This is a genomic window from Massilia sp. Root351 (assembly GCF_001425045.1).
GTDB lineage: Bacteria > Pseudomonadota > Gammaproteobacteria > Burkholderiales > Burkholderiaceae_D > Rugamonas.
In genome coordinates, this window is sequence record NZ_LMDJ01000005.1 from 66,547 (window position 1) to 93,311 (window position 26,765).

Below are 26,765 nucleotides of genomic sequence, written 5' to 3' on the forward strand. Positions count from 1 at the left end.
TGGCATTCAAAAAAGGCCCGCCATCCCGCTTAGCTGTGCAAATGCACCGCGCGGCCATTGTCGATCGCCGTCACATCGGCTTCGCAAAAGCTCTGGCATTCCGGGCAATAGCTCACCACCATGTCATCTTCATCGAAATACAGCACCGCGTGCATCAGCTCCGTGTGCTCGATCGCCGCCATGCTGTCGCATACCGTGCAGCGGATAAAGATCAACGAGCAGATCCTTCGGTAGACATCCGCATCCGCGCCGTAGATCATCTCGCCATCCACCAGCTTGTTGGCGCCGGCCTCACTCATCCCCATCGACATCAGGCCGTAGATCACCAGGTCGCGCAGCGTTTTCCGGCGCCGCGCCTCCACGTTCAGGGTCGGCATCGATCCGCCGGGCTTGCGTGGCGCGGGCGGCACGTCGGGAGGCGCCAGTTCGGGAGCCGGCTTGTCCTTGCAGGTGACCCACCAGTTTTTCACGAACATGAGCCCGATAATCGTCGCCGCCGTGGCTACCACGGTCCACGCGCCTTCCTTCGGCGAACCAAACCCGGCCCCGCGCATGATCGCGCCGATCAGGCGCCGCTGGTCAGTCTCCCTGCCGCGGTAAATGGCGCCCTGCCCCCACAGGAATCCGCACCAGTGGTTGTAGGTCGTCAGCTTGGTCTTCTGCTGGCGCAGCAGGGCATTGGTCAGGAAACTATAGGAGCCCAGCGATTGCGAGATGAGCCCCATCAAGAACTTCTCCAGCCCACCGGCTGCACCAACCAGCGCCATGTTCTCAAGGCTCGATCCGCTGCCCAGGCTCGGCAGGTTCAGCCAATATGCAAGCTTGTAGATCGGCGTCGCCTGGTTGAAGCGGCTGCGGGGCAATCGCTTGCCGGCGCTCCGCAACAGCCAGCTAAAGTTCGACTTCGCTTTCAGTGTGAACACGTAGCGCATGCTGCCTCCCTGGTGGGCACTGCCGGGCTTCAATCAAAACTGTAGGCAAACTCCCCTTCTTTGACCTCGACCTGCACGCCGGCGATGGCGTCGCCCTGCATCATGCGGTTCAGGAATTCGCGGCTGATATCGGGCAGCATGGTGTTGGTCAGGATGGCGTCGATCATGCGGCCGCCGGACTCGCCCTCGGTGCAGCGCGACACCACCAGCTTGACCACCTCTTCGCTGTACTGGAACGGGATCTTGTAGCGCGCCTCGACGCGCTTCTTGATGCGGTTCAGCTGCAGCTTGACGATCTGGCCCAGCATCTGGTCCGACAGCGGGTAGTACGGGATGGTGACGATGCGGCCCAGCAGCGCCGGCGGGAACACCTTCAGCATCGGCGCGCGCAGGGCCTTGGCCATGCCGTCCGGGTCGGGCATCAGGTCCGGGTCCTTGCACAGGCCGGCGATCAGGTCGGTGCCGGCGTTGGTGGTGAGGATGATCAGCGTGTTCTTGAAGTCGATGAAGCGGCCTTCGCCGTCTTCCATGAAACCCTTGTCGAACACCTGGAAGAACATCTCGTGCACATCCGGGTGCGCCTTCTCCACCTCGTCCAGCAGCACCACCGAGTATGGCTTGCGGCGCACCGCCTCGGTCAGCACGCCGCCCTCGCCATAGCCCACGTAGCCGGGCGGCGCGCCTTTCAGCGTGGAGACGGTGTGCGCCTCCTGGTACTCGCTCATGTTGATGGTGATCAGATTCTGCTCGCCGCCGTACAGCGCCTCGGCCAGGGCCAGCGCGGTTTCGGTCTTGCCGACGCCGGAGGTACCGGCCAGCATGAACACGCCGATCGGCTTGCTCGGATTGTCCAGGCCCGCGCGCGAAGTCTGGATGCGCTTGGCGATCATCTCCATCGCGTGGTCCTGGCCGATCACGCGCTGGCTCAGCAGCGAGGCCACCTTGAGGATGGTCTCCATCTCGTTCTTGGCCATGCGGCCGACCGGGATGCCGGTCCAGTCTCCCACCACGGCGGCCACCGCCTGGTAGTCCACGGTCGGCAGGATCAGCGGGGTTTCGCCTTGCAGCGCGCTCAGTTTGGCCTGCACGGCCTTGAGCTGCTCCATCAGCGCGGCGCGTTCTTCCGGCGCGATGGCAGGTGCGGTGGCGGCGGTGGCGGCCGCAGCTTCGGCGCCCGCCTCCAGGCTGCTGCCGGTGCCCTCCACCGGCTGCGCGCCGTCGCGCAGCTTGGCACGCAGGGCCAGCAGCTCGTCCACCAGTTCGCGCTCCGCGTTCCAGCGCGTCTCCAGCCCGGCCAGGCGCTCGCGTTCGGCGCCCAGCAGGTCGTCCGCCTCGCTCTTGCGCTTGCCGATGTCGATGCCGATGGCGCTTTCGCGGCCGATGATGCCCAGTTCCGTTTCCAGCGCTTCGATGCGCTTGCGCGCATCGTCCACTTCGGCCGGCGTGGCGTGCAGGCTCACGGCCACGCGCGCGCAGGCCGTGTCGAGCAGGCTGACCGACTTGTCCGGCAACTGGCGCGCCGGGATGTAACGGTGCGACAGCTTGACCGCCGCCTCCAGCGCTTCATCGAGGATCTGCACCTTGTGGTGTTTTTCCATGGTCGAAGCCACGCCGCGCATCATCAGGATGGCGCGCTCTTCGCTCGGCTCGTCCACCTGCACGGTCTGGAAGCGGCGGGTCAGCGCCGGGTCCTTCTCGATGTGCTTCTTGTATTCGGCGAAAGTGGTGGCGCCGATGGTGCGCAGCGTGCCGCGCGCCAGCGCAGGCTTGAGCAGGTTGGCCGCATCGCCGGTGCCGGCCGCGCCGCCCGCGCCCACCAGCGTGTGCGTCTCGTCGATGAACAGGATGATGGGTTTCGGGCTGCCCTGCACTTCGTCGATCACCGAACGCAGGCGCTGCTCGAACTCGCCCTTCATGCTGGCGCCGGCCTGCAGCAGGCCCACGTCCAGCGTCAGCAGCTGCACGTCCTTCAGGCTGGGGGGCACGTCGCCACGGGCGATGCGCTGCGCGAAGCCTTCCACCACGGCCGTCTTGCCGACGCCGGCCTCGCCCACCAGGATGGGATTGTTCTGGCGGCGGCGCATCAGGATATCGACCACCTGGCGGATCTCGTCGTCGCGGCCAACGATGGGGTCCATCTTGCCGCTGCGGGCTTGCTCGGTCAGGTCCACGGTGAACTTCTTCAGCGCTTCCTGCTTGCCCATGGCGGCAGGCGCGATGGCGCCGGAGGCCTCGCCCGGCGCGGCCCCGCCGCCGGCCTGGAAGCCGTCCGTGGCCGCCATCTGCGCTTCCGGCGATTCCTTCAGCAGGCTGGCAAACTTCTCGCTCAGGTCGTCGGCCTTGATCTTCTGGAATTGCGGCGACATGCCATACAGCGCGTTGCGCAGGCTGGAAGTCTTGAGCATGCCAACCACGATATGGCCGGAGCGGATCTGCGATTCGCCGAACATCAGCGTGCCATACACCCAGGCGCGCTCCACCGATTCCTCCAGCTGCGAGGACAGGTCGATGCCCGAGGTGGAGCCGCGCGGCAGGCGGTCCAGCGCCGCCGTCAGGTCGCGCGCCAGGCCGGCCGCGTCCAGCTCATAGTGCTTGACCAGGCGCAGCAGGTCGGAATCCTGCAACTGCAGGATCTGGTGCATCCAGTGCACCAGTTCCACGTAGGGGTTGCCGCGCAGCTTGCAAAAGACGGTGCTGCTTTCGATGGCGCGGTAGCACAGCGAGTTCAATTTCCCGAACAGGGCGACGCGACTGATTTCTGCCATGGTGATTTTCCTTAGCCCGCATGGGCGCTTGGGTTGATGAGCAATTGGTCCGGATTGCGGAGTGGCGCGGCGCCGGCTGGCCAGGTGCTCCAGCCAAGCCGCAGGCCGCTGCCGGCCCCGGCGCCCAGCCGCAACGGCGGGGTTTCTTCTTTTTTCAAGATCAGGCGCACGTCCCAGTCCAGGGCCGTGCCGGCGTAATTGCGCACCCAGGCCAGCAGGCGCTTCATGCTGTCGCCGCCGGGCAGCATGCGTTCATAGTCGGCAAAGCCCATCGGGCCGATGACGATGCGGAATTTGTTCTGGCAGTCCCATACCTTGCAACCGAGGACGGTGGACACGCCCAGCCGGTTGCCGTCCTCGGCGCGGCCGATGCGCGACTGGATCTCCGGCGGCAGCCGCATCCAGTGGCCGGTGAACTGCTCCACCGCCACCGGCAGCTTGAAATACTCGCGCAGGATGGACACCAGGCCGGAGGCGGGCCGCGCATTATTGGCCAGCAGGCCGGCGAAATGCAGCTTGGCGAAGTCGCCGATGTCGTCGCGCTGGCGCAAGGCCGGCGCCCCGATGCCGAACAGGCTGCCGACGAACTCCGCATAGCGGTCGCCGTCTTCGCGGTCCAGGTTGATGGCCGGTTCCGCCTGCGCCCGCGCGCGGTAGAACAGCGACAGCATGCGGTGGTGGAACACGTCGAAAAAGGCCAGCAAGGTGCCGTCGCCGCCGTTGCGCAGGCGGTCGCGCGTGTATTCGGTGATGTGGATGGGCAGCGGGCCGTTGGCGCCCAGCAGGCCAAAAAAATTCACCGCCAGGCGCGCGCGCGCGTCGGCGCCGTTCGAACCGCCGCGCAGGAACTGCCCCAGCGCGCCGGGGTGGAAGGTCAGCGACGGGTCCTGGCCGAAGCGCACCGCGTCGTCGCGCGGGCGCAGCGAAGCGCCGATGCGCGGCAGCTCCGGGTGCGCATTCTCGATCAGCCGCAGCACCTGGAAAAAGTCCATGCGCGCAGCCTTGCGCTCCAGTTCCAGCTCGGTTTCTACAGGATCGCGCATGCGCCCCCCTTGGCCGGCCAGCGCATGATCTCGCCGCGCCCGATGGTGCGCACCACCGTCTCGGTGAAGGAGTTGATGGACACATACTGCGCGAAGAACTGCGCCAGCACGCCGCCCAGCAGGAAGGCGCCGGTGCCCTCGAAGGCCGCGTCGTCCAGCGTGACGGTCACCTGCAGGCCGCGCCCGAAGGTGATCGGGCCCGGCGACGGCATGCGGCGCGTGATGCTGGCGGTGCCGATCGACTGCACGCCTTCGATCTGGCGCTGTCCGTTCAGGTCGCCCACATGGCAGTACAGCGACAGCATTTCGCGCAGCGCCACCGCGCCCTGGCGCGCGTCGCTGTCGGTCAGCGACAGGTAGTTGAGCGACAGGTGGTTCAGCAGGCGCCAAGCCACCGCGCCTTCGGCGAACGAGGCGTGCGGCTGGCTGGGGCCGGCCAGGCAGCGCACCGCCGTGACGGGCGCGCCGGATTCCAGGATGAAATCGGTCTTGCCCACGCCCAGCGGCATGGACAGCGGCAGGTCGCGGTTGGTGCACCAGACCGACAGGCCGAGCTGGCGCAGGTCGCTGCGGTACGGCGCCTTGGCCGCGTCCACGATGGAAATGAAGGTTTCGCTGCCGATGTAGCTCGAGCGCGGACCGACCTTGCGCTGGCGCTGCGAGATCAGGCGCGGCTCGCGCCGCACATGGTAGAAGGCCTTGTCCTGGTGCAGGCCGCCGATATCCTTGGCGGTGTAGAAAGGCCGGAACGCCTGCTCGGCGTTGGGGCCGGTGCCGTAGCCGGTCACCTCGTCGATCTGGAACACCTCGAAGTCCATCGGCCGGGTGCGGTCCACCAGCACGTGGTACTCGAACTCGTCGCCGCTGACGTTGATGCGGTCGGCGCGGCGCTGGAACAGGTTGATGGCCGGCGTGCAGTTGAGCGCGAAGTTGGACGCGTCCAGCATTTGCTCCAGCAGCGCGTCGCCCTTGTTGAGCAGGATCACCAGTTCCACCTCGGTTTCCGCGCAGCGGCCCAGCGCCTGCTGCAGGCCGCGCAGCTCGACGAACTGGAAGCGCTGCGGGAAGGCGAAATACTCCTGCAGCAGGCGGTAGCCCTGGAAGGTGCGGCGCCCGCTCGGCAGCAGCGCCTCGTCCTCGCTGAAGCCCAGCGGCGCCACGGCGCTTCTCGGCAGCAGCGTACTGGCGCTGGCCGAGGCCACCAGCACCCCTTCCACGCTGCCCAGGATGCGTTCATAAATCTTCACCGGCATCTCGTCGCTGCCGCGCAGGTTCAGTGCCAGGCGATCCAGCGGCAAGGCGCGGAACGGCACGCCGCCGGCCGTGCGCAGTTTCAGGCGGATGCCGGCCTTGACGCTGCCCGGCAGCGCCGCGCCGTTCCCGGCACCAGCGCCGAACAATGCGCCGCTGTGCGTGAAGAACTTGGCTTCCAGCAGTTCCACCGGCCACATGGTCACGTCGTGCGCGGTGCGGTATTCGCAGGCGGTCGTGTCGCCCTTGCCCAGCACGCTGCGCATGGCGGTGCCGCGCGGCACCACGTAGCCCTGCTTGAGCGCGGGATTGCCCAGGTCCGGCTGCAGCTGCACCACCGCCATCGACGGCGTGGGCGCCAGGAAGTGCGGGTACACCAGCTCGGACATGTGCTGCGTAAAGCGCGGGAACTCGGCGTCGATCTTCATCTGCACGCGCGCGGCCAGGAAGCTGAAGCCTTCCAGCAGGCGCTCCACGTAGGGGTCGGCGCAGTCGAAGCCTTCCAGGCCCAGGCGGCCGGCTATCTTGGGATACTCCTTGGCGAACTCGCCGCCCACTTCGCGCAGGTGCTGCAGTTCCTGGCTGTAATAGCGCAGCAGGCGCGGATTCATGCCGCCGATCCCTTGCCGGAAGTGTTCTCCGTCACGCGGATGCTGGCGCGGTCCACGTCCAGTTCAGTTTTCAGGTACAGCCGTTCCGGGTAAGGTTGCGCCCACATATCGCCTTCGATTTCAAACATGATGGTGTTGCGGTCCGACTCGGCCGGCACCGCCTTGACGGTCACCGAGGCCCGTATCAGGCGCGGCTCGAAGTCCCAGATGGCCTGGCGGATGCCGCGTTCCAGCTCGGTCAGGTTCATGCCCGCCACGGAGATGCCGGAGATGTCCGGCATGCCGTAGTTGACCACGGAGTTGGCCACGTGCGGCAGCTTTTGGTGCTCGGTGACGGACAGCAGATTGGTGGTATTGAGCAGCCAGGCCAGGTCGCGCAGCACGCTCTCGCGCAGCGTGCGCAGCGACAGCACGCGCCGCTCGCGCGACTCGACGCTGCTCTCCGGCTCGTCGTCGGTCAGGCGGTCCAGCAGCGAAGGCTGGAGCCGCTCGCGTGGCGCCAGTTCAGCCATTGCCGCCGGCGGCGCCGTCAACGCCGTCGAGTTCGATGCTGCGCACGTCCATCAGCGCGTAGTCGGCCGCGTCGGTGGCGAACATGCGCTGGCCCAGTCCCACGCCGTCCTCGCGCCATTCGGTGCGGCGCGCCAGCAGCAGCGCGTCGTCGGCGCCCTCGCGCACCGTGCCGGCGTAGCGCGTCGGGATCAGCCCGACCGTGCTGGCGCCGTTGGTCCAGGTGAAGGTGGCCGGCATCCACACCTTGTCGCGCAGGTCGGCCGGCGCTTCGATTTCGATGCGGCTCACATGCTGTACCGGCACCCAGATGTAGCGCCCGTTCATGATCACCTCCAGCACCGGGCCGATGCGCGCGTCGGCGTCGGCCAGCCAGGCGAAGGCTTCGCCGTTGATGCGGCCGGCACTGGCCGGTGCGTCCTCGAAGGCGCGCGCGCGGGCCTGCGCGCCGGCGGCGGCATTGCCCTCGCCTTCCAGCTTGAGCGCCTCGGCAACCAGGGCGATCCACGCCACCGGTTCGCCGAACACCACGGGCACGCGTTTGCCGGCAAAGATTTCATCGCGCAGCGCCTCGCACTGGATCGCTTCGCGGTAGGTTTGCGCCATCGGCAAGGTGGCCGCATCCAGCTCGGCGGCCACGTTCAGTTGCGTCAGTGCGCGGTTCCACTGGCCCTGCACGCAGAGCAGCTGGAACAGGAAAGTTCGGAGTTTCGCGTTGGAGGGGTCTTTACGGATCTGGCCTTGCAGCGCGGTGAGCGCCTCGCCAAGCCGGCCTTCGGAAATGAGCTGTTGCGCGTCCATAAGGAGCCCTGAGATAAAACGAGAGGAGAAAAAAGCCGGGGCGCACAGGCCCCGGCAGCTTGCGATTACTTGGCGATGTTGCCGGCGATGTCCCAGTTGAACACGCCGCCCGAAGCGGTAACGCCTTTTTCGTTCTGCAGGAAGTACTCGAACTTCACTTCAGCGAAGTTCAGGCTGACGTTCTCGGTCAGGCGGTCCTCGCCGCCGCTGCCGCCGGTCGATACCGAGGTCACCAGCACCTTGGTCATGGTCAGTTCCAGGTACTTCTGCTGTCCCTCGCCGGCTTTGCGCACCAGCAGCTTGGCCACCGGAATGTGCGCGCCTTTGGCCAGCGCGATCAGCAGGGCCGGCGAAGCCTTGTCCAGGTATTTGGTGATCGAGATATCCTGGAAGTTGGCCTTGCCTGCGCCGCCGCCGCCGCCGGCGTGGAAGGAACCGGAGTTGGACGCGCCCCAGCTCCATGCCAGCACGTCGATATCGCCGGCTGCTTTTTGCGCGCTATCCTGGGTTTCGCCTTTGATCGTGGCGCCCAGGTTCAGGAACATGTCTACTGCCATTTTTATTCTCCTAGTGTGTGTGGACTACAAACTGTAAAAATCAACCGCCTTTGGCCGACGGCAGCTTGGACACCAACCGCAGCGACACGGTCAGGCCTTCCAGCTGGTAGTGCGGGCGCAGGAAGAACTTGGAGGTGTAGTAGCCTGGATTGCCTTCCACTTCCTCGAGGATCACTTCGGCCGCCGCCAATGGCTTCATCGCCTTGGTTCCTTCGCTGGAGTTGGCCGGGTCGCCGTCGACGTAACGGTTGATCCAGTTGCTCAGCCAGCGTTCCATCTCATCGCGCCCCTTGAAGGAACCGATCTTGTCACGCACGATGCATTTCAGGTAATGCGCAAAGCGGCAGGTGGCGAACAGGTACGGCAGGCGCGCGCCCAGGTTGGCGTTGGCGGTGGCGTCCGGGTCGTCGTACTCGGCCGGCTTGTGCAGCGACTGCGCGCCGATGAAGGCGGCGAAATCGGTGTTCTTCTTGTGCACCAGCGGCATGAAGCCGTTGGCCGCCAGCTCCGCTTCGCGGCGGTCCGAGATGGCGATCTCGGTCGGGCATTGCATGGCCACGCCGCCGTCGTCGGTCGGGAAGCTGTGCACCGGCAGCCCTTCGACCGCGCCGCCGGACTCGATGCCGCGGATGCGCGAGCACCAGCCGTATTCCTTGAAGGAGCGGTTGATGTTGACCGCCATGGCGTAGGCCGCGTTGGCCCAGGTGTAGTTCTTGCTGCCGGCGGCCGAAGTGTCTTCCTCGAAGTCGAACGCTTCCACCGGGTCGGTCTTGGCGCCGTAAGGCTGGCGCGCCAGGAAGCGCGGCATGGCCAGACCGACGTAGCGCGCATCCTCGGACTCGCGGAACGAACGCCAGGCGGCATGTTCCGGGGTCTGGAAGATCTTGGTCAGGTCACGCGGGTTCGACAGCTCCTGCCACGATTCCATCAGCATCACCGACGGTGCGGCAGCGGCGATCAGCGGCGCGTGCGCGGCCGCGGCGATCTTCGCCATGCCGGACAGCAGCTCGACGTCGGGCGCGCTGTTGTCGAAGTAGTAGTCGGCCACGATGGAGCCGAACGGCTCGCCGCCGAACTGGCCGAACTCTTCTTCGTACATTTTCTTGAAGATCGGGCTCTGGTCCCAGGCCGTGCCCTTGAACTTCTTCAGCGTCTTGCCCAGGTCGTTCTTCGAGATGTTCATCACGCGGATCTTCAGCGCTTCATCGGTCTCGGTGTTGTTGACCAGGTGGTGCAGGCCGCGCCAGGCGCCTTCCAGCTTCTGGAACTCGTCGGTGTGCATGATCAGGTTGATCTGCTCGGTGAGCTTCTTGTCCAGCGCCGCGATCAGGCCCTCGATGGTGCCCAGCACGTCGTTCGAAATCAGGTTGGTGCCGCTCAGCGCCTGCTCGGCCAGCGTCTTGACCGCGTTCTCGACCGCTTCCTTGGCCTTGTCCGATTGCGGCTTGAACTCCTTCTGCAGCAAGCTGCCGAAGTCGCTCATTTCCAGGGTGCCGGTGGCGCCTTGTTGTGCTTCAGTGATCTGTGCCATCAATTCCTCCGTCGATTATTCTTGCGGCTTCGGTGCCGAGGTCAGGGCCTGCATCAGGGCCGGTTCGGCCAGCAGCTTGCCGATCAGCTCTTCGGCGCCGGTTTTGCCGTCCATATAGGTCAGCAGGTTGGACAGCTGGCCGCGCGCTTCGAGCAGCTTGTTCAGCGATTCCACCTTGCGCGCCACGGCGGCCGGGGTGAAGTCGTCCATGCTCTCGAAGGTCATGTCGACCGCCATATTGCCCTCGCCGGTCAGCGTGTTGGGCACTTGCACCGCGATGCGCGGCTTCATCGATTTCAGGCGTTCGTCGAAGTTGTCGACGTCGATCTCCAGGAATTTGCGGTCCGCCACCGGCGCCAGCGGATCGGCCGGCTGGCCGGACAAGTCGGCCAGCACGCCCATCACGAAGGGCAACTGCACGCTTTTTTCCGCGCCGTAGACTTCCACGTCGTATTCGATCTGCACGCGCGGCGCGCGGTTGCGCGCGATGAACTTCTGGCTACTTTCTTTGCCCACGATTTACTCCTCCTAGTGATAGAAACGACCCGGTTTGCTGCCTGGTACTCTCGAATTTAATATTCGCTCTGCTGTGATTCTTCTTCACGCGGGCCGCTGACCACCAGCAGCTGCGTCATGCCGTCCGGCGCCAGGTCCTCCATGATTTCGAAGAAGTTCTTCGGAACCAGGCGCTTGGCGCGCTCCAGCAACAAAGGTACGGGACTGGACGGCTCGTACTGCTGGTAATACTTGTTAATCTTGTCGAGCATGCGGATCACATCGGCCCGGCTGGTGACGTCGCCGCTGATGGCGGCGGCGCGCGTGCCGCCCTTGCCGGCAGCTGCGCCGCCGGAGACTGCGTCGGCATCCTCGCCTTCCGCTTCGCCCTCGGCAGCAGCGCCTCCGGCGCGCTCGCCGCCGCCCTGCCCGGCGAAGAAATCGCGGCCGCGCCGCAACAGGCGCACCAGGGCATCCAGGTTCAGCGCCTGCGAACTGCCCACCTGGCGCACCAGGGTCACCTCGATCTGCGTCACGCTGTCGCAGGCGGCAGCCAGGCCGGCGCTGCTGGCGGCCACCCGTTCGGGATCGGCGTCCTGCAGCGCGGCGGCAATCGAATGCAGCTCGACCTTGCTCTCGCCTTCGGCTGGCTGCAGTTCGCCGTTGGCCACTTCCAGCGTGCGCAGCGACAGCGGCCCCAGTCCGGGCAGCATCAGCAGCGTGGCCTCTTTCACTTCGCGCAGGAAGGCGTTGTCGGCCAGCGTGGCCAGGGAGTTAATGCGCAGCATGGGGTCCATGCCGTCGTCGGGGTCGAGCTGGGGATGGACGCTGTCCCAGCGCTGCTCCAGCAGCCGCTCGATCAGCGCCAGGCCGTTGGCCAGGCCGGGCATGCCCTCAAGCGCGAGCAGCGCGCGCGCCAGCGACACCGCCAGCCGCAGGTCGCGGCTGCGCTCCAGCAAACCGGCAGCCAGGCGCTTGACCACCTTCCATTCGGGAGGCACGGCCGGGGTGATGGTGTCGCCATACTGAACCTCGGGTTTGCCCAGGATGGCCTGTTCGAGCTCCAGGAATTCCGGGTCGTACTCGAGATTGGGACCGCAGGGCGCATCCGCCTCCACGTCCACCAGCAAAGAATCAATATCCACTCCACCACCCTTGGCAATCAGTCCAGTTTTCGACCACGACTATACTAGAATTTCCAAAAAATATTGCAGAAAATAATTCTTTTTTGTCACGCATTTGTTGGTCTAAATATATTGCAAGATGCGCCGCGTTATGCATAAGTCATCGCAAGGATGGCGTCCCGGAATTCGCTCGCATGCTGATAGCGGCCGGACGGGTTTTTAGCCAGTCCGCACGCCAGCAGCGGCTCGAAAGCGCGCAGCGCCGGCGGCAGCGGCGGCGGCGCTTCCAGCAGCACTTGCTGCATCAGCTGGAACGGCGTGCCTTCGTAGGGCCGGCGGCCGGCAAGCATCTGGTACAGCACCACGGCGGCGGCAAACAGGTCGCTGCGGCAGTCGGCCTGGCCGCGCATCTGCTCCGGCGCCATGTAGCCGGGCGTGCCGTGCGCGCTGCCGGCGCCGGCCGGGCTGGCCAGGCCGAAGTCGGAGATCTTCAGCTTGCCCTTGGCATCGAGCAGCAGGTTCGAAGGCTTGATGTCGCGATGCACCACGCCGTGGCCGTGCGCATACGCCAAGCCGTCGAGCAACTGTGCCATCCACGCCACGGCGCGCACCGGCGGCAGCGGCCCGGCTTGCAGCAGCGCGGGCAGCGACGGCCCATCCATATACTCGAGGGCGATATAGGGAACGGCGTGCGCGCCGCCCAGGCCGGCGCCGGCCTCCAGCACCGCCACAATGCAGGGATGGCGCACGCCGACAGGCGGAAAAGCAGGCGGCGGCGCCAGCTTCAGCGCCACCTGCCGGCCTTCCGGGCTGTCGGCCAGCCACACGCCCGGAGCCAGCGCGCGCCGCAGCAGGTAGCCGCCGGAATGGCCCGGCACCACGCTACCGATATTTATTTGCATGGGCGCTGGATAACAAGGTTGTCATTCGCTTATCATACGACGAGACGTTTCTGCTATAAACTGAATCTTTCGTTTGTCCCACACCACACATAGCCACATGAATGAACTGAAGCAGCTGGGCCGGTATCAATTATTGCGCGTGCTTGGGCGCGGCGCGATGGGCCTGGTCTATGAGGGTGTCGATCCCAAGTTGAACCGCCGGGTCGCCATCAAAGTCATCCACATGGGCCGGATCAACGATCCGGCCATGCGGGCCGAGTACTCCGCGCGCTTCACGCAAGAGGCGCAGGCGGTCGCGCGCCTGAACCACCCCAACATCGTCACCGTGTACGACTTCGGCGAGGAAGACGGCGAAGCCTACCTGGTGATGGAGCTGATCGCCGGCGAAGAGCTGGGCAGCTATTTCGACGACAGCCAGGTGTTCTCGCTCGACTTCACGCTGGAGGATTCGGTGCGCATGACGTGCGAACTGCTGGATGCGGTGGACTACGCCCACCAGCAAGGCATCATCCACCGCGACATCAAGCCGGCCAACATCATGCTCAGCGGGCAGCTGCGGGTGAAGCTGACCGATTTCGGCGTGGCGCGCATGCAGGACGTAAACGCCAAGCACACCGAAGCGGGCACCATGGTCGGCACGCCCAGCTACATGTCGCCCGAGCAGATCACCGGCCAGGCGGTCGGGCCGCGCTCGGACATTTTCGCCGCCGGCATCGTGCTGTACCAGTTCCTCACCGGCGAAAAGCCGTTTACCGGCAAGGGCCTGTTCGAGGTGCAGCAGAAGATCGTCTACGAGCAGCCGGCGCTGCCCAGCACCCTCAGTCCCCTGATCAGCCCCATGTTCGACCGCGTGGTATTGCGCGCCCTGGCCAAGCGCCCGGAAGACCGCTATGCCAGCGCGCGCAGCTTCAAGGAAGACCTGAAACGCGCCCTGAACGGCGACGAAGTGGGCCTGGACGACACCATGCCGCCGCAGGCGCGCGTGGCAAACTCCTTCCTGTCCCCTGCCCCAGGCGCCCAGTCGTACAGCACCATGCCGCCGCCGTTCCAGCCGGGCGGCGCCCCGGCCGCCACCCGCGGCGATCCCGGCGCGGACCCGGACGCCACCCAGGTCTCCGGCGTGGGCCTGCCGCTGCCAGGCGCGCAGGACCAGGACGCCACCGTGGTCACCACGCCACCCGGCATCCGCCCCGGCGGTAAGCGCCAATGAGCGCGGCAATTAGCTCGGCCGAAGACCGGCTGCACTTCTTCAAGCGCCTGCAGCTGCTGACCAACAAGATCCACGCCACGCAGGACATCGACGACATCATGCTGGAGATGTCGGCCGAGCTGTGCGAGCTGTTCAGCGGCGACCGGCTCACCGTCTACGCCCTGTCGGACGACAAGGCCAGCATGGTGTCCAAGGTGAAAACCGGGCTGGCCTCGTTCAAGCAGCTCAAGCTGCCCATCTCGGCGCAAAGCATCGCCGGCTACGCCGCGCTGTCGAAAAAGACGCTCAACCTGCTGGACGTGTACGACGAGGCCGAACTGCGGCGCCACGACGACGCCCTGTGCTTCCAGCAGGGCGTGGACCGGCGCACCGGCTACCGCACGCAGCAGATGCTGGTGGCGCCCATCCTGGCCGACGACGGCGCGGTGCTGGGCGTGCTCCAGCTGATCAACAACCACAAGGGCGGCGCCTTCGACGCCATGGTGGAGGAAGGCGTGCAGCACCTGTGCGACTCGATCGCCATCGCCTTCGCGCACCGCCACAAGGCGCCCACGCGCGAGCGCAGCCGCTTCGCCGCCATGCTGTCCGAAGCGGCGCTGCCGCGCGTGCAGCTGGAACAGGCGCTGCGCAGCGCGGCGGCCCGCAATCTCGATATCGAAGACGTCCTGCTGGACGAACTGGCGATCAAGCCGGCGCTGGTGGGCCGTGCGCTGGCCGACTTCTTCGGCGTGCCCTACTTCATGTTCCAGGTGGACCGGCGCCGCCCGCAAGGCCTGCTGGACAGTTTCAACCGCGAATTCGTGGTGCAGAACCAGTGGATGCCGATCGAGGAAGGAAGGCACGGCATCTTCATCCTGGCGGTGGACCCGGACCAGCTCAAAGCCAGCGGCGCGGTGCAGCGCGTGTTCCCGCAAGCCACGCCGATCTACTGCGTAACCACGCGGCGCGAATTCGGCTGGATGGTGAACCAGTTCTTCGGCGCGGCGGATGCCTCGCCGGCCGACACCCTGCCGCCGCCCGCCGCCCGCGCCGCGCCGACCGCGCCGGCCTCCGTGCCCTCGCCCGCAGTTCCGGCGCCAGTCCCAGGCCCTGCCGGCCTGGCCGCTGCCGATGAGCAGGCAGAGGTGGATGTCGACGCCACCATCGTCGCCAGGCCGGCGCGCGCCCCCATCCCTGCGCAACCCAGCGTCGAGCAGGCGCTGATCGCCAACGCCGTCAGCCCGCTGCTGCTGGCCGCCGCGCAGCACGGCATCAGCGAGCTGCACATCACCACCACGCCCGGTGCGGACGGCGAAATCCGCTTCCAGGTCAGCGGCGTGCTGCGGAAGCCCTGATGTCCTACCCCATCCACAACAAGCTGGTGATCGGCATCGCCTCCAGCGCCCTGTTCGACCTGAGCGCCTCGCACCAGGTGTATGTCGACAGCGGCGAAGAGGAATACCGCAAGTACCAGGAAGCCCACATCGACACGATACTGGGCAAGGGCGTGGCGTTCCCCTTCATCCGGCGCTTCCTCAACATCAACAAGCACTTCCCCGGCCAGATGCCGGTGGAGGTGGTGCTCCTGTCGCGCAACTCGCCCGAAACCGGCCTGCGCGTGATGAAGTCGATCGCCCACTACGGCCTGGACATCTCGCGCGCCGCCTTCGTCACCGGCAAGTCGCCCTACACTTAACTGCCCGCGTTCAACACCTCGCTGTTCCTGAGCGCGAACGCGGCCGACGTGCGCAGTGCGCTGGACAACAACTATCCCGCCGGCCTGGTGCTGCCGTCCCTGATCGAGGACGACGAGGACGACATGGAGCTGCGCGTGGCCTTCGACTTCGACGGCGTGATCGCCGACGACGAATCCGAAACCGTCTACAAACGCAACCACGACGTGCTGGAATTTCACGCCCACGAAACCGAGCGCGTGGCCATCCCGCACCGTCCCGGCCCGCTGGCGGACCTGTTTCGCAAGCTGCACGTGATGCAGCGCTACGAGGCCGTGCTGGCGCGCAGCGACCCGGCGTACAAGCGCATCCTGAGCATCGCCATCATCACGGCCCGCAGCGCACCTTCGCACGAACGGGTGGTCACCACCCTGAAGAACTGGGGCGTGTCGGCCAACGAAACGTTCTTCCTGGGCGGCATGGACAAGGCGCGCGTGCTGTCCATCCTCAAGCCCCACATCTTCTTCGACGACCAGCTCAGCCACCTGAAGTCCGAGGGCGGCACCATCCCCATGGTGCACGTGCCTTTCGGCGTTGCGAATCCGGCACAGGTTTAGCACCATCTTAAGGCTGGCGTAATTACCGGCGGCAACTTTCCGCGTATATTCGTCAGCACGCCTCCACCAAAATAAGAAGGCGCAATCAAACCATGGAGCTTTACAAATGAAACGATTCGCACTCGCGGCCCTGATGGCATGCATCGGCCACACCGCATTCGCAGCCGACGCCGGCCACTGGGGCTACGCCGGCGCCGAAGGCCCGGAGCAGTGGGCCAAGCTGTCGCCGGACAACTACGCCTGCCAGAGCGGCAAGAACCAGTCGCCGGTGGACCTGAAAGGCAGCATCCATGCGGCGCTCAAGCCGCTGAAGATGGACTACAAGGCAGGCGGCAATGAAGTCCTGAACAACGGCCACACGCTGCAAGTAGGCTTCACGCCCGGCAGCGCGCTGTGGCTGGACGGCGAACGTTTCGAGCTGAAGCAGTACCACTTCCACGCCCCCAGCGAAAACCTGATCGCCGGCGTGTCCTATCCGCTGGAAGTGCACCTGGTGCATGCCGACAAGGACGGCAACCTGGCCGTGGTGGCCGTGATGTTCAAGGAAGGCGCGGAGAACAAGGCGCTGGCCGCGCTGTGGCCGCAACTGCCGAAGGAAGCCGGCCTGAAAACCGCGCTGGCGACACCGCTGTCGGCCGCGGCCCTGCTGCCCGCCAAGCATGCCTACTACCGCTTCAGCGGCTCGCTGACCACGCCGCCGTGCTCCGAAGGCGTGCGCTGGCTGGTGATGAAGAACCCGGTGACGGTATCGAAAGCGCAGGTGGCCGAGTTCGCCGAAGTGATCCACCATCCGAACAACCGCCCGGTGCAGGCGCTAAACGGCCGGCCGGTGCTGGACTAAGCACCCCGGAAGCAATGTTAGCGGTCACAAGGTCGTCATATTGCATGGGTAGCATGCGGGTAGTTTTTTTAGCCCTGTCTTAACTACCCAAGGAATCCCATGCAAGACCTGAATCTGTTGCGCCGCCTTCCGCTGGCACTTGCGGTGAGCGCCGCCCTGGCGCTGGCCGCCTGCGGCGGCTCGGACAACAACCCGCCGCAGCTCCTGGCCATCCCTGCCGCCCCGGCAGACCAGGGCGCCGCCGATACGGCGCCCGTCCCGGCCAACGTGCCCGCCTTTGTCGACAACGTCGCCAGCAACCAGCGCGGCGACGCGCGCTACGCCACCGCCGCCACCAACGCCGGCGTGCGCGTTCTGATCGGCATGCTCGACATCTGGAAGCCGCTTACCGAAATCGTCGATGCCGGCCAGACCGCGCCGGCCGCCGCCGGTTTCCCGGCCGTTGTCGCGTCGGCCTGGACCGGCCTGCCGAACGACGGCACGCCGGGCGGTACCATCGTCAACGCCGCCGTCCACAACGCCAACATCGACTACGTGGTCAAAACCACCGCCAGCCGCACCCCTGCGCAGGAACTGGCTGCCTACCTCGACGACCGGCGCGGCAAGGGCTACAGCCTGACAGACGGCATGGGCCCGCTGACCGAAGCCTGGCGCAGCGCCGCACGCCAGACCACCAGCATCACCGGCATCCCGGCCGACGCCACCACGGTGCTGTACAACGACAGCGGCAATAATACAGGCGTCGCCGGTAGCGCTAACGCCGAATTCGGCAACGTGGTCGCGCTGGTCAACGCCATGGGCAACAACGGCTCGACCGAACCGGCCAAGCGCTTCTATAAATATGCCCGCCCTTACCGCTGGAGCAGCAGCGTGGTGGTGGTGCCGGCGCTGGTCCCGGCCAAGAGCAGCACCCCCACCACCGACGGCGGCTTCACCAGCGGTCACTCTGCCGAAGCGGTGCGCGGCGCGTTGGGCATGGCCTACGCGCTGCCGGAGCGCTACCAGGAAATCATCGCGCGCGGCCTGGAACTGGGTGAAAACCGCATCCTGGCCGGCATGCACTCGCCGCTGGACGTGATCAGCGGCCGCGTGCAGGCCCAGGCCGTCGCGGCAGCCAACCTGCTGGACCCTGCCATGGCAGCCACCAAGTCAGCCGCCGTGGCGCAGGCGCGCGCCACGCTGATGCTCAAGACCGGCACCACCGCCGACACGTTCTATGACTATGCCCATGCCGGCACGGCCGCCAACGACCGCTTTGCGGACTACGCGGCCACCAAGGCCGCCTACCTCCGCCGCCTGACCTTCGGCTTCGCGCCCACGGGGCCCACCAACGCGCCGGCCGTGGTGCCGAAAGGTGCCGAAGTGCTGCTGGAAACCCGTTTGCCCTACCTGAGCGAAGCGCAGCGCCGCGTGGTGCTGAAAACCACCGCCCTGCCGTCCGGCTATCCGATCCTGGACGACGCCGAAGGCTGGGGGCGCCTGAACCTGTTCGCCGCGGCCGATGGCTACGGCGTCTTCAGCGGCAACGTGGTGGTGGCCATGGACGCGGCCAAGGGCGGCTTCCATGCCGTCGACCGCTGGCGCAACGACATCTCGGGCAGCGGCAAGCTGACCAAGCAAGGCAGCGGCACCCTTAAACTGGGCGGCAACAACAGCTGGACCGGCGGCACCGTGCTGGAAGGCGGCCGCCTGGAGGGCAACAGCGCCGGCGCGTTCGGCAAGGGCGATGTCTACGTCAGCGGCGGCACGCTGGTCAGCAACGCGCCGGCCAGCCTGGCGCTGGCCGGGGGCTACACGCAACTGGCCAGCGGCGCCCTGGAGCTCAAGCTGGGCAGCGGCATGCAAGGCCGCCTGGCCGTGGCGGGAACGATGACGGTGGCGGGCGGCACCCTCACGGTGAGCTTCCAGAACGGCTACAAGCCGGCCGCAGGCGACACGCTCAACGTGATCTCCGCCGCCGGCCTGAAAGGCAAGTTCGACAGCATCACGGTACCCGGCTTCAAGGCCGAACCTGTCTATACAGATAGCGGCCTGCAGCTGAAGCTCGGCACCTGAAAGCCGGGAAGGCCGTAGGGCGGCTTGGCTGCGCCGCGGCGTAACCCGCCAAACAGTGGCATCGTCTATAATGTCCGCAGCGCGCGGAGACCCTTCCCGCGCGCTCAACAATTCATAGATGTCATCGATGTCCTTTGACTTAAAAAAAGCACTTCCGAAGCCTGGCAACCGCTTTGCGCTCCCTACCCTGCATGGTTCCGCCGACGCCTGCGCGCTGGCACAAGCCGCGCTTGAACTGAAGGCGCGCGGCCAAATGCTGGCCGTCATCGTCGCCAACGCCAGCGACGGTCAACGCCTGCTCGACGAAATCCCCTGGTTTGCCGGCGACGGCGCGGACTCGGCACTGCGCTGCCACCTGCTTCCCGACTGGGAAACCCTGCCCTACGACGCCTTCTCGCCGCACCAGGACCTGGTGTCCGAGCGCCTGGCCACGCTGCACGAGATCCAGACCGGCCAGTGCGACGTGATGATCGTCCCGGCCACCACCGCGCTGGTGCGCATGGCGCCGCCGTCCTTCCTGGCCGCCTACACTTTCTTCTTCAAGAAGGGCGAGTCGCTGGACGAGGCCAAGCTGAAGTCCCAGCTCACGCTGGCCGGCTACACCCACGTGACGCAGGTGATGTCGCCCGGCGAATACTCGGTGCGCGGCGGCCTGATCGACCTGTTCCCCATGGGGTCCGCGCTGCCATACCGCCTGGACCTGTTCGGCGACACCATCGAGACCATCCGCACCTTCGACGCCGACACCCAGCGCTCGCTGTACCCGGTCAGCGAAGTGCGTTTGCTGCCCGGGCGCGAATTCCCGATGGACGAAACGGCCCGCACCACCTTCCGCAGCCGCTGGCGCGAGCAGTTCGAGGGCGATCCCTCGCGCTCCGTTGTCTACAAGGACATCAGCAGCGGGATCGCCTCGGCCGGTATCGAGTACTACCTGCCGCTGTTCTTCGACCAGACGGCCACGCTGTTCGACTACCTGCCCGAAGGCTCCACGCTGGCCATGGTGGGCGACATCGACGCCGCCATCAAGCGCTTCTGGCTCGATACGCAGTCGCGCTACCGCTTCCTGAAGTCGGACCGCGAGCGCCCCATTCTGGCGCCCGAGGCCATCTTCCTCGGCGACGAGCAGTTCTTCACGCTGGCCAAGCCGCACGCGCGCATCAGCATCAGCCGCGAAGACTTGGGACAGGCTTCGGAGATCTCCGCGCCGGTGCCCAACATCGCCGTCAACCGCCACCTGGACGATCCGCTCACCAACCTGCGCGCCTACCTGCTGCAATCCGGCCGCCGCGTGATGGTGTGCGCCGAATCGAACGGGCGGCGCGAAACGCTGCAGCAGTACTTCGGCGAGTTCGATCTCACGCTGGCGCCGGTGGAAGGCTTCGACGGCTTCCTGCAGTCGGATGCGAAACTGATGCTGGGCGTGGCCCCGCTGCACGCAGGCTTCGAATGGTCCGCCGGCAAAGGCCAGTTGGTATTCATTACCGAAACCGAGCTGTACGCCGGCTCCGGCCGCCGCGCAGGCAAGAAGAAGCAGGAGGGCGTCACCCAGGTCGAATCCATGGTGCGCGACCTGTCCGAGCTGAAGATCGGCGACCCGGTGGTGCACATCAACCACGGCATCGGGCGCTACATGGGCCTGACCAGCATGGACCTTGGCGAAGGCGAAACCGAATTCCTGCACCTGGAATACGCCAAGGACACCAAGCTGTACGTGCCGGTATCGCAGCTGCACGTGATCTCGCGCTATTCCGGCGCCTCGCCGGACGACGCGCCGCTGCACTCGCTCGGCTCCGGCCAGTGGGAAAAAGCCAAGCGCAAGGCCGCCGAACAGGTGCGCGACACCGCCGCCGAGCTGCTCAATCTCTACGCCCGCCGCGCGCTGCGCCAGGGCCACGCCTTCGCGTACTCGGCGCACGACTACGAGCGCTTCGCCGACAGCTTCGGCTTTGACGAAACGCCCGACCAGGCAGCCGCCATCGGCAATGTGCTCAAGGATATGACCTCCGGCAAACCGATGGACCGCCTGGTGTGCGGCGACGTCGGCTTCGGCAAGACCGAGGTAGCGCTGCGCGCCGCCTTCATCGCCGTCATGGGCGGCAAACAGGTGGCCATCCTGGCGCCGACCACGCTGCTGGCCGAGCAGCACGCGCAAACCTTTGCCGACCGCTTTGCGGACTGGCCGGTGCGCATCGCCGAAATGTCCCGCTTCCGCACCGGCAAAGAGATCGCGCAAGCCATCAAGGGCATGTCGGACGGCACGCTGGACATCGTCATCGGCACCCACAAGCTGCTGTCGGACGACGTGAAGTTCGAGCGCCTGGGCCTGGTCATCATCGACGAGGAACACCGGTTCGGCGTGCGCCAGAAAGAAGCGCTGAAATCCCTGCGCGCCGAAGTGGACGTGCTGACCCTGACGGCCACGCCCATCCCGCGCACCCTGGGCATGGCGCTGGAAGGCCTGCGCGACTTCTCCGTCATCGCCACCGCGCCGCAAAAGCGCCTGGCGATCAAGACCTTTGTGCGCAGCGAGAACGAAGGCATCATCCGCGAGGCCTGCCTGCGCGAGCTGAAGCGCGGCGGCCAGGTCTACTTCCTGCACAACGAAGTGGAAACCATCCAGAACCGCATGGCCGCGCTCACCGAACTGCTGCCGGAGGCGCGCATCGCCGTGGCGCACGGCCAGATGCACGAACGCGACCTGGAAAAGGTGATGCGCGACTTCGTGGCGCAGCGCTACAACATCCTGCTGTGCACCACGATCATCGAGACCGGCATCGACGTGCCGACCGCCAACACCATCATCATGCACCGCGCCGACAAGTTCGGCCTGGCGCAGCTGCACCAGCTGCGCGGCCGCGTCGGCCGATCGCACCACCAGGCCTATGCCTACCTGCTGGTAAACGACGTGCAAAGCCTGAGCAAGCAGGCGCAGCGCCGCCTGGATGCGATCCAGCAAATGGAAGAACTGGGCAGCGGCTTCTACCTGGCCATGCACGACCTGGAAATCCGCGGCGCCGGCGAAGTGCTGGGCGAGAACCAGTCCGGCGAAATGCTGGAAGTGGGCTTCCAGCTCTACACCGACATGCTGAATGAAGCGGTGCGCTCGCTCAAGGCCGGCAAGGAGCCCGACCTGGCGGCGCCGCTGTCGACCACCACCGAGATCAACCTGCACGTGCCCGCCCTGCTGCCGGCCGATTTCTGCGGCGACGTGCACGAGCGGCTTTCGATCTACAAGCGCCTGGCCAACTGTTCTGCCCAGGACAAGATCGACGACCTGCAGGAAGAGATGATCGACCGCTTCGGCAAATTGCCGGAGGCGGCCAAGGCCCTGGTCGAGACCCACCGCCTGCGCATCGCAGCGGCCACGGTCGGGATCGTCAAGATCGACGCACACAGCGAGGCAGCCACGCTGCAGTTCATGCCCAAGCCGCCGATCGACCCGATGCGCATCATTACGCTGATACAAAAAAACAAGCAGATCAAGCTCAACGGGCAGGATAAACTGAAGATCACCGCGAACATGCCGGATCTGTCGGCGCGTGTTACGCAAATCAAGACCGCAATTAAACAATTGGTAGCCTGATGAAGAACGCAAACGACCACACGATGAACCTGGTGCTGCAAGGCCTGGGCAACTGCATGGCGCGCCTGGAGCGCATCGCCGCGCTGACCGCGCCGCAGCGCATCGTCCGCATTTCCGACAACGCCATCCGCTGCGAAGGCATCACCTACTCGGTGGCGCTGCGCCAGACCATCGAAGTGGCCGCCCACGCGGCCCAGCTGGACGCCACCTACATGATGGGCGTGCACAAGCTCGACGAGTACAAGCTGGTGGCCATGGACATGGACTCCACGCTGATCACCATCGAGTGCATCGACGAGATCGCCGACATGCAGGGCCTGAAGCCGCAAGTGTCCGAGATCACCGAGGCGGCCATGCGCGGCGAGCTCGATTTCGCCGCCAGCCTGCGCAAGCGCGTGGCGCTGCTGAAAGGCCTGGACGCGTCCGCGCTGGAGCGCGTCTACGACGAGCGCCTGCAGTTGTCGCCGGGCGCCGAGAACATGCTGGCCGCCGTCAAGCGCGCCGGCCTGAAGACGCTGCTGGTGTCGGGCGGCTTCACCTTCTTCACCGCGCGCCTGAAAGAGCGCCTGGGCCTGGACTACACGCTGGCCAACGAGCTGGAGATCATCGACGGCAAGCTGACCGGCCAGGTGCTGGGCGAGATCGTGGACGCCGAAGTCAAGAAGCGCACAGTGGAACACTGCTGCGCCTCGCTGGGCGTCGGCACCAGCGAAGCCATCGTGATGGGCGACGGCGCCAACGACCTGAAGATGATGAGCGTGGCCGGCATGTCGGTCGCCTTCCGCGCCAAGCCGGTGGTGCGCGAGCAAGCCAGCGTGGCCCTCAACTTCGTCGGCCTGGACGGCATCCTTAACCTGCTCGCTTAACTGCCAGGCCTCCGTGTCACGCCCACAGGCGCCGGCGGCAGCGAGGCGGTAACGGCCATCAGCAGCAGGCTGGCCACCATGTGGTCGCCCGGTTCGAGGAAGCACGGAGAGAAAGGCGCGCGGCCAAAGGCCGAATGTAGTGAAATCAGTCATTGCGCCTGCTGTAGCAGCAGGCGCAACTACCTGCATCAGAACTTGTAGGTCGCACCCACGAAGTAGCGCCGGCCCGACCAAGCCATCTCGTTGCGGCGCGACGTGGAACCGGAGTTCAGGTATTGCGCTTCATCCGACAAGTTCTTGCCTTCAAACGAGATGGTCAGGTTATCGTTTACGCGGTACTGGATCTTGGCGTCCAGGAAGCCCACCGCCTCGCCGTACACCGGCAGCGACGCGTTGGCGTCCACCGAGCCGGTGTAATAAGCGTCGCGATAGTTGTAGGCCAAGCGCGCATTCCACTGTCCAAGGTCATACCAAATGCCCACGTTGTAGCTGTTGCGGGACATGCCCGGATACGGCAGCACCGTGTTGTCCAGCGGGTTGAGCAGCTCCTTGCCCGGCGCATAGGCGAACGACATACGGGTGTAGTTGGCGTCCAGGCCCAGGCCGCCGAGCAGGCCTGGCAGCATGGTCAGCGCAGTGCGGCCGGCCAGCTCCCAGCCCTTGGTCACGGCGCCTTCGCTGTTGATGGAAGTCTTCAGGTCCCACAGCCGGCCGTCGCCGAACACGTCCTGCCCCGGCAGGATCACATCGTTCTGGATGTAGCTGGCGATGTCCTTGCGGAAGAACGCCAGCGACAGCTGCGAGTCGCGCGAAGGGTACCACTCCACGCTCAGGTCCTTGTTGGTGGCGCGGAAGGGCTTCAGGTTCACGTTGCCGCCGGTGCAGTCGTCGGCGCTGCCGTCGCCTCCGAACTGTGACTGGCCGCTGTTGGCGATACAGTTGACGGTCGGCGTCAGGCGGTCGATGAAGGGACGCGACATGACCTTGCCCCAGCCCAGCCGCGCCACCAGCGTATTTGGCACCAGCCAGCCGGCCAGGTTGAAGCTTGGCAGCGTGTCGCTGTACTTGTTCTTCACCGTGACGATTTCGTTCGCCAGCACCGTCTCCACGCGCGCGCCGCTGGATGGGTTGAGCGAGTACGCGCGGTAGGAACGCAGGCCGGTCGCCTCGGTTTCGGTGCCAGCGTAGCGCAAGCCGATATTGCCGTCGAACGCCACGCCGAACAGCTCGTGCTCGAAGTCGGCGCGCACATAGAAGGCCTTGATGCGCTCCGAGACGGCGAACTGCGGCGGCATCGGGTAGGTCTTGCCGTCGCTGCCGATCGATTCGCGCAGCAGGTCGTGGTTGTAGCGGCCCAGGTCGAAGAACTGCGCCGAATTGGCGAAACTGGGCGCCATCCATCCCGACGGATAGCCGCTCAGGCCATCGTAGCCGTTCAGGAAGGTGCCGGGCGTGTTGACCCGGATGGCGTCCACCAGGTTGGCCATCTGCGGCGCGGTCACGTAGCGCGTGGTGTTGTTGGCGGTCAGTCCCGCGCCAGGGATGGTGGCGCCGCCGTTGCGCAGCACGCCGCTGGTGTTGAGCGGATCAAAGATGATCTCATGCACCACTTCCGGACTGCGCACGATGATATCGTCGGCCGTGCTGTTCGGGTTGGCGCCGGCGCTGGCCAGGTAGCCGGTCCAGCGGTACTGCTCGGAGGTGGACTTGCGTCCCTGGCCGCCGAAGTGCAGCGTGGTCAGGAAAGGCATGTCCGGACGGTACTTCAGGTCCAGCTTGAGCTGGTCTTCCGTATTGTCGGTAAACGAGGGCTGGTATTGCGAGCGGATGCGGGTGTAGCTGCTGCTCTTGTTCGGATCGAAGTTGGCAGGGAAGACGAACTTCGGCAGTCCCTGGTCGTCGAAGCTTACCTGCAGGCCAGGGATGTTCGCGTCCAGCACGATGTTATTGGTGTGCAGTTCGTAGAACGAATTGGTCTTCGCCACCAGGCCTTCGGCAGACCAGGCGCCCTTCTTCCAGTTAAAGCCGCCCGAGCGGTAGTTGGAATCGATATTCAGCGCGAAGTCGCGCGCGGCGGTGTTGAAGTTGTAGGAAGCCCCTTCGCCCGGCACGTTGATGCAGTTGCCGGCGCTGAACGACGTCATCACGTGGTTGGTGAAGGACATGCCCGCCGGCGTGACGCCGCCAGGCGGCTCGGCGCAGGACGCGGCCGGCGTGCTCAGAGGCGCGCCGTTGGCGCCGTACACCGGCGCCACGCCCGAGGTGGAAAAGCGCTTTATGGCGCCAAAGTCGGTCACGTAGTTGCGGTCGTTGAGTTGCTGCTTCTGGTTGTTCTTGTTGTAGCGCGCCCACACGTTCAGGCTGTTATCGACCTTGTACTGCGCGGTCAGCTCGGCGCTGGAGCGCTCGTGGTCGCGGGTCCAGATGCCATAGCGCGGCACGCCGGGCGAGTAGTCGAACCACTGGCTGTCGCAAGCGGTCTTGTCGGCGCCGCTCAGGGCAGCGCAACCGGCTTTCGAGCCGACTGCGGCGGCGCGCGGATTGAGGCTGCTGTTGGTCTTCTCGGGCGACTGGTCCCAGTCGCGGAAGTAACGCCAGTTACTGTTGCGCACGTAGTCGTTCTGCGTGTACACCTTGTCGTACACCAGGTTGGCCATCAGGCCGAGCCGTCCGTCAAGGAATTTGTCGGCGAACAGCAGGCTGCCGCGCGGTTGCACGCCGCCCCGGTTGGTGCTGTGCTCCCCTTCCAGCTTGAGCACCAGCGCGCGGGTCTTGAAGTCGAGCGGCATATTGGTCTTGATGCTGACCGTGCCGCCGATGCCGCCCTCGGTCTGGTCCGCGGTGACGCCCTTGAATACGTCGATGGACTTGATCAGCTCAGCGGGCAGTTCGCGCAGTTCCGCGCCCCGGCCGGCGGTGCCGTTGGTGCTCAGCACCGACAGGCCGTTGATTTCAATCCGGTTCAAATTCGCTTCCACGCCGCGAATATTGACCTGCGAGCCCTCGCCGAAGTCGCGCGACAGCTGCACGCCGGTGACGCGCGACAGCGCTTCGCCCACATTCTTGTCCGGGAATTCGCCGATGTCTTCGGCCACGATGGAATCGACCACCGTGCTGGCGTTCTTCTTGCGGTCGATGGCGCTGGCAACCGATTGCCGGGTGCCGGAAACGACCACGACACTGGGGCTGGCGGCCGCCGCTTCCTGGGCCAGGGCCGCTGGCGCGGCCAGCATGGCCAGCGCCCCGGCCACGGCGGCGGCACAAATGGTGGGACGGATGAGGTAATGGGTATTGCTGGTCGATCGCATGCGTAGGTCCCCTTTAGTTTTTTTTGGTGAGCTAGCAAGGTGAAATGCGCCTTGAGCAATCAATAATAGGCGCAAACAATTCACGCAAATCGTCAACAATTTGACTAATTT

The 26,765-nt window shown here is 65.7% G+C and carries 18 protein-coding genes and 1 pseudogene; 7 read left to right on the forward strand and 12 right to left on the reverse strand.

Annotation, left to right across the window (positions count from 1 at the left end; genetic code table 11):
* Positions 1–29: 29 nt before the first annotated feature.
* The 11 genes from ASD15_RS09570 to ASD15_RS09620 all read right to left on the reverse strand — a co-directional run bounded on the left by ASD15_RS09570 (position 30) and on the right by ASD15_RS09620 (position 12,522).
* Positions 30–932, reverse strand: a complete 903-nt coding sequence (locus ASD15_RS09570) for a hypothetical protein (protein WP_057154619.1) — start codon at positions 930–932, stop codon at positions 30–32.
* Positions 933–961: 29 nt separating this feature from the next.
* Positions 962–3,697: a type VI secretion system ATPase TssH gene (gene tssH / locus ASD15_RS09575; RefSeq protein ID WP_057154620.1), complete on the reverse strand. Its 2,736-nt coding sequence runs from the start codon at positions 3,695–3,697 to the stop codon at positions 962–964.
* 11 nt (positions 3,698–3,708) lie between these two features.
* Entirely contained in the window at positions 3,709–4,740 is a 1,032-nt protein-coding gene (gene tssG, locus ASD15_RS09580; protein WP_057154621.1) for a type VI secretion system baseplate subunit TssG, read from the reverse strand.
* Positions 4,725–6,602: a type VI secretion system baseplate subunit TssF gene (tssF, locus tag ASD15_RS09585; RefSeq protein WP_057154622.1), complete on the reverse strand. Its 1,878-nt coding sequence runs from the start codon at positions 6,600–6,602 to the stop codon at positions 4,725–4,727. The genes tssG and tssF overlap by 16 nt, the downstream gene beginning before the upstream one ends.
* Entirely contained in the window at positions 6,599–7,114 is a 516-nt protein-coding gene (gene tssE, locus ASD15_RS09590) for a type VI secretion system baseplate subunit TssE (protein ID WP_057154623.1), read from the reverse strand. The genes tssF and tssE overlap by 4 nt, the downstream gene beginning before the upstream one ends.
* Entirely contained in the window at positions 7,107–7,913 is an 807-nt protein-coding gene (locus ASD15_RS09595) for a type VI secretion system accessory protein TagJ (protein WP_057154624.1), read from the reverse strand. The genes tssE and ASD15_RS09595 overlap by 8 nt, the downstream gene beginning before the upstream one ends.
* Positions 7,914–7,978: 65 nt before the next feature.
* Positions 7,979–8,470, reverse strand: a complete 492-nt coding sequence (locus ASD15_RS09600) for a type VI secretion system tube protein Hcp (RefSeq protein WP_057154625.1) — start codon at positions 8,468–8,470, stop codon at positions 7,979–7,981.
* A gap of 40 nt (positions 8,471–8,510) precedes the next feature.
* Positions 8,511–10,001, reverse strand: a complete 1,491-nt coding sequence (gene tssC, locus ASD15_RS09605) for a type VI secretion system contractile sheath large subunit (protein ID WP_057154626.1) — start codon at positions 9,999–10,001, stop codon at positions 8,511–8,513.
* A gap of 15 nt (positions 10,002–10,016) precedes the next feature.
* Entirely contained in the window at positions 10,017–10,517 is a 501-nt protein-coding gene (gene tssB, locus ASD15_RS09610; RefSeq protein ID WP_057154627.1) for a type VI secretion system contractile sheath small subunit, read from the reverse strand.
* A gap of 56 nt (positions 10,518–10,573) precedes the next feature.
* The gene (gene tssA / locus ASD15_RS09615) at positions 10,574–11,641 is read right to left on the reverse strand and encodes a type VI secretion system protein TssA (protein WP_200953943.1); all 1,068 of its coding nucleotides are present in this window, start codon (positions 11,639–11,641) and stop codon (positions 10,574–10,576) included.
* A 128-nt stretch (positions 11,642–11,769) separates the two neighbouring features.
* On the reverse strand, positions 11,770–12,522 hold the full coding sequence (locus ASD15_RS09620) for a serine/threonine-protein kinase (RefSeq protein ID WP_057154629.1): 753 nt from the start codon (positions 12,520–12,522) through the stop codon (positions 11,770–11,772).
* A 97-nt stretch (positions 12,523–12,619) separates the two neighbouring features.
* Here ASD15_RS09620 and ASD15_RS09625 point away from each other — a divergent pair, with 97 nt between their 5' ends.
* From ASD15_RS09625 to serB, 7 genes and pseudogenes are all read left to right on the forward strand, one after another.
* On the forward strand, positions 12,620–13,732 hold the full coding sequence (locus tag ASD15_RS09625; protein WP_057154630.1) for a serine/threonine-protein kinase: 1,113 nt from the start codon (positions 12,620–12,622) through the stop codon (positions 13,730–13,732).
* Positions 13,729–15,066, forward strand: coding sequence for a GAF domain-containing protein (locus ASD15_RS09630; RefSeq protein WP_057154631.1), 1,338 nt, complete (start codon positions 13,729–13,731; stop codon positions 15,064–15,066). Before ASD15_RS09625 ends, ASD15_RS09630 begins: the two co-directional genes overlap by 4 nt.
* A pseudogene (locus ASD15_RS09635) lies at positions 15,066–16,001 on the forward strand (5'-nucleotidase). Before ASD15_RS09630 ends, ASD15_RS09635 begins: the two are co-directional and overlap by 1 nt.
* Before the next feature lie 106 nt (positions 16,002–16,107).
* Positions 16,108–16,842 (forward strand): carbonic anhydrase, encoded by a 735-nt coding sequence (locus ASD15_RS09640; RefSeq protein ID WP_057154632.1) that lies wholly within the window; start codon positions 16,108–16,110, stop codon positions 16,840–16,842.
* Positions 16,843–16,941: 99 nt separating this feature from the next.
* Positions 16,942–18,897: a phosphatase PAP2 family protein gene (locus tag ASD15_RS09645; protein ID WP_057154633.1), complete on the forward strand. Its 1,956-nt coding sequence runs from the start codon at positions 16,942–16,944 to the stop codon at positions 18,895–18,897.
* A gap of 127 nt (positions 18,898–19,024) precedes the next feature.
* A complete protein-coding gene (gene mfd / locus ASD15_RS09650) occupies positions 19,025–22,480 on the forward strand; it encodes a transcription-repair coupling factor (RefSeq protein ID WP_057154767.1) in 3,456 nt (1,151 codons plus the stop codon).
* Positions 22,480–23,346, forward strand: coding sequence for a phosphoserine phosphatase SerB (gene serB, locus ASD15_RS09655; protein ID WP_373888166.1), 867 nt, complete (start codon positions 22,480–22,482; stop codon positions 23,344–23,346). The genes mfd and serB overlap by 1 nt, the downstream gene beginning before the upstream one ends.
* A gap of 188 nt (positions 23,347–23,534) precedes the next feature.
* Here serB and ASD15_RS09660 read toward each other — a convergent pair whose 3' ends face one another.
* The gene (locus tag ASD15_RS09660; RefSeq protein ID WP_057154634.1) at positions 23,535–26,654 is read right to left on the reverse strand and encodes a TonB-dependent receptor; all 3,120 of its coding nucleotides are present in this window, start codon (positions 26,652–26,654) and stop codon (positions 23,535–23,537) included.
* Positions 26,655–26,765 lie beyond the last annotated feature (111 nt).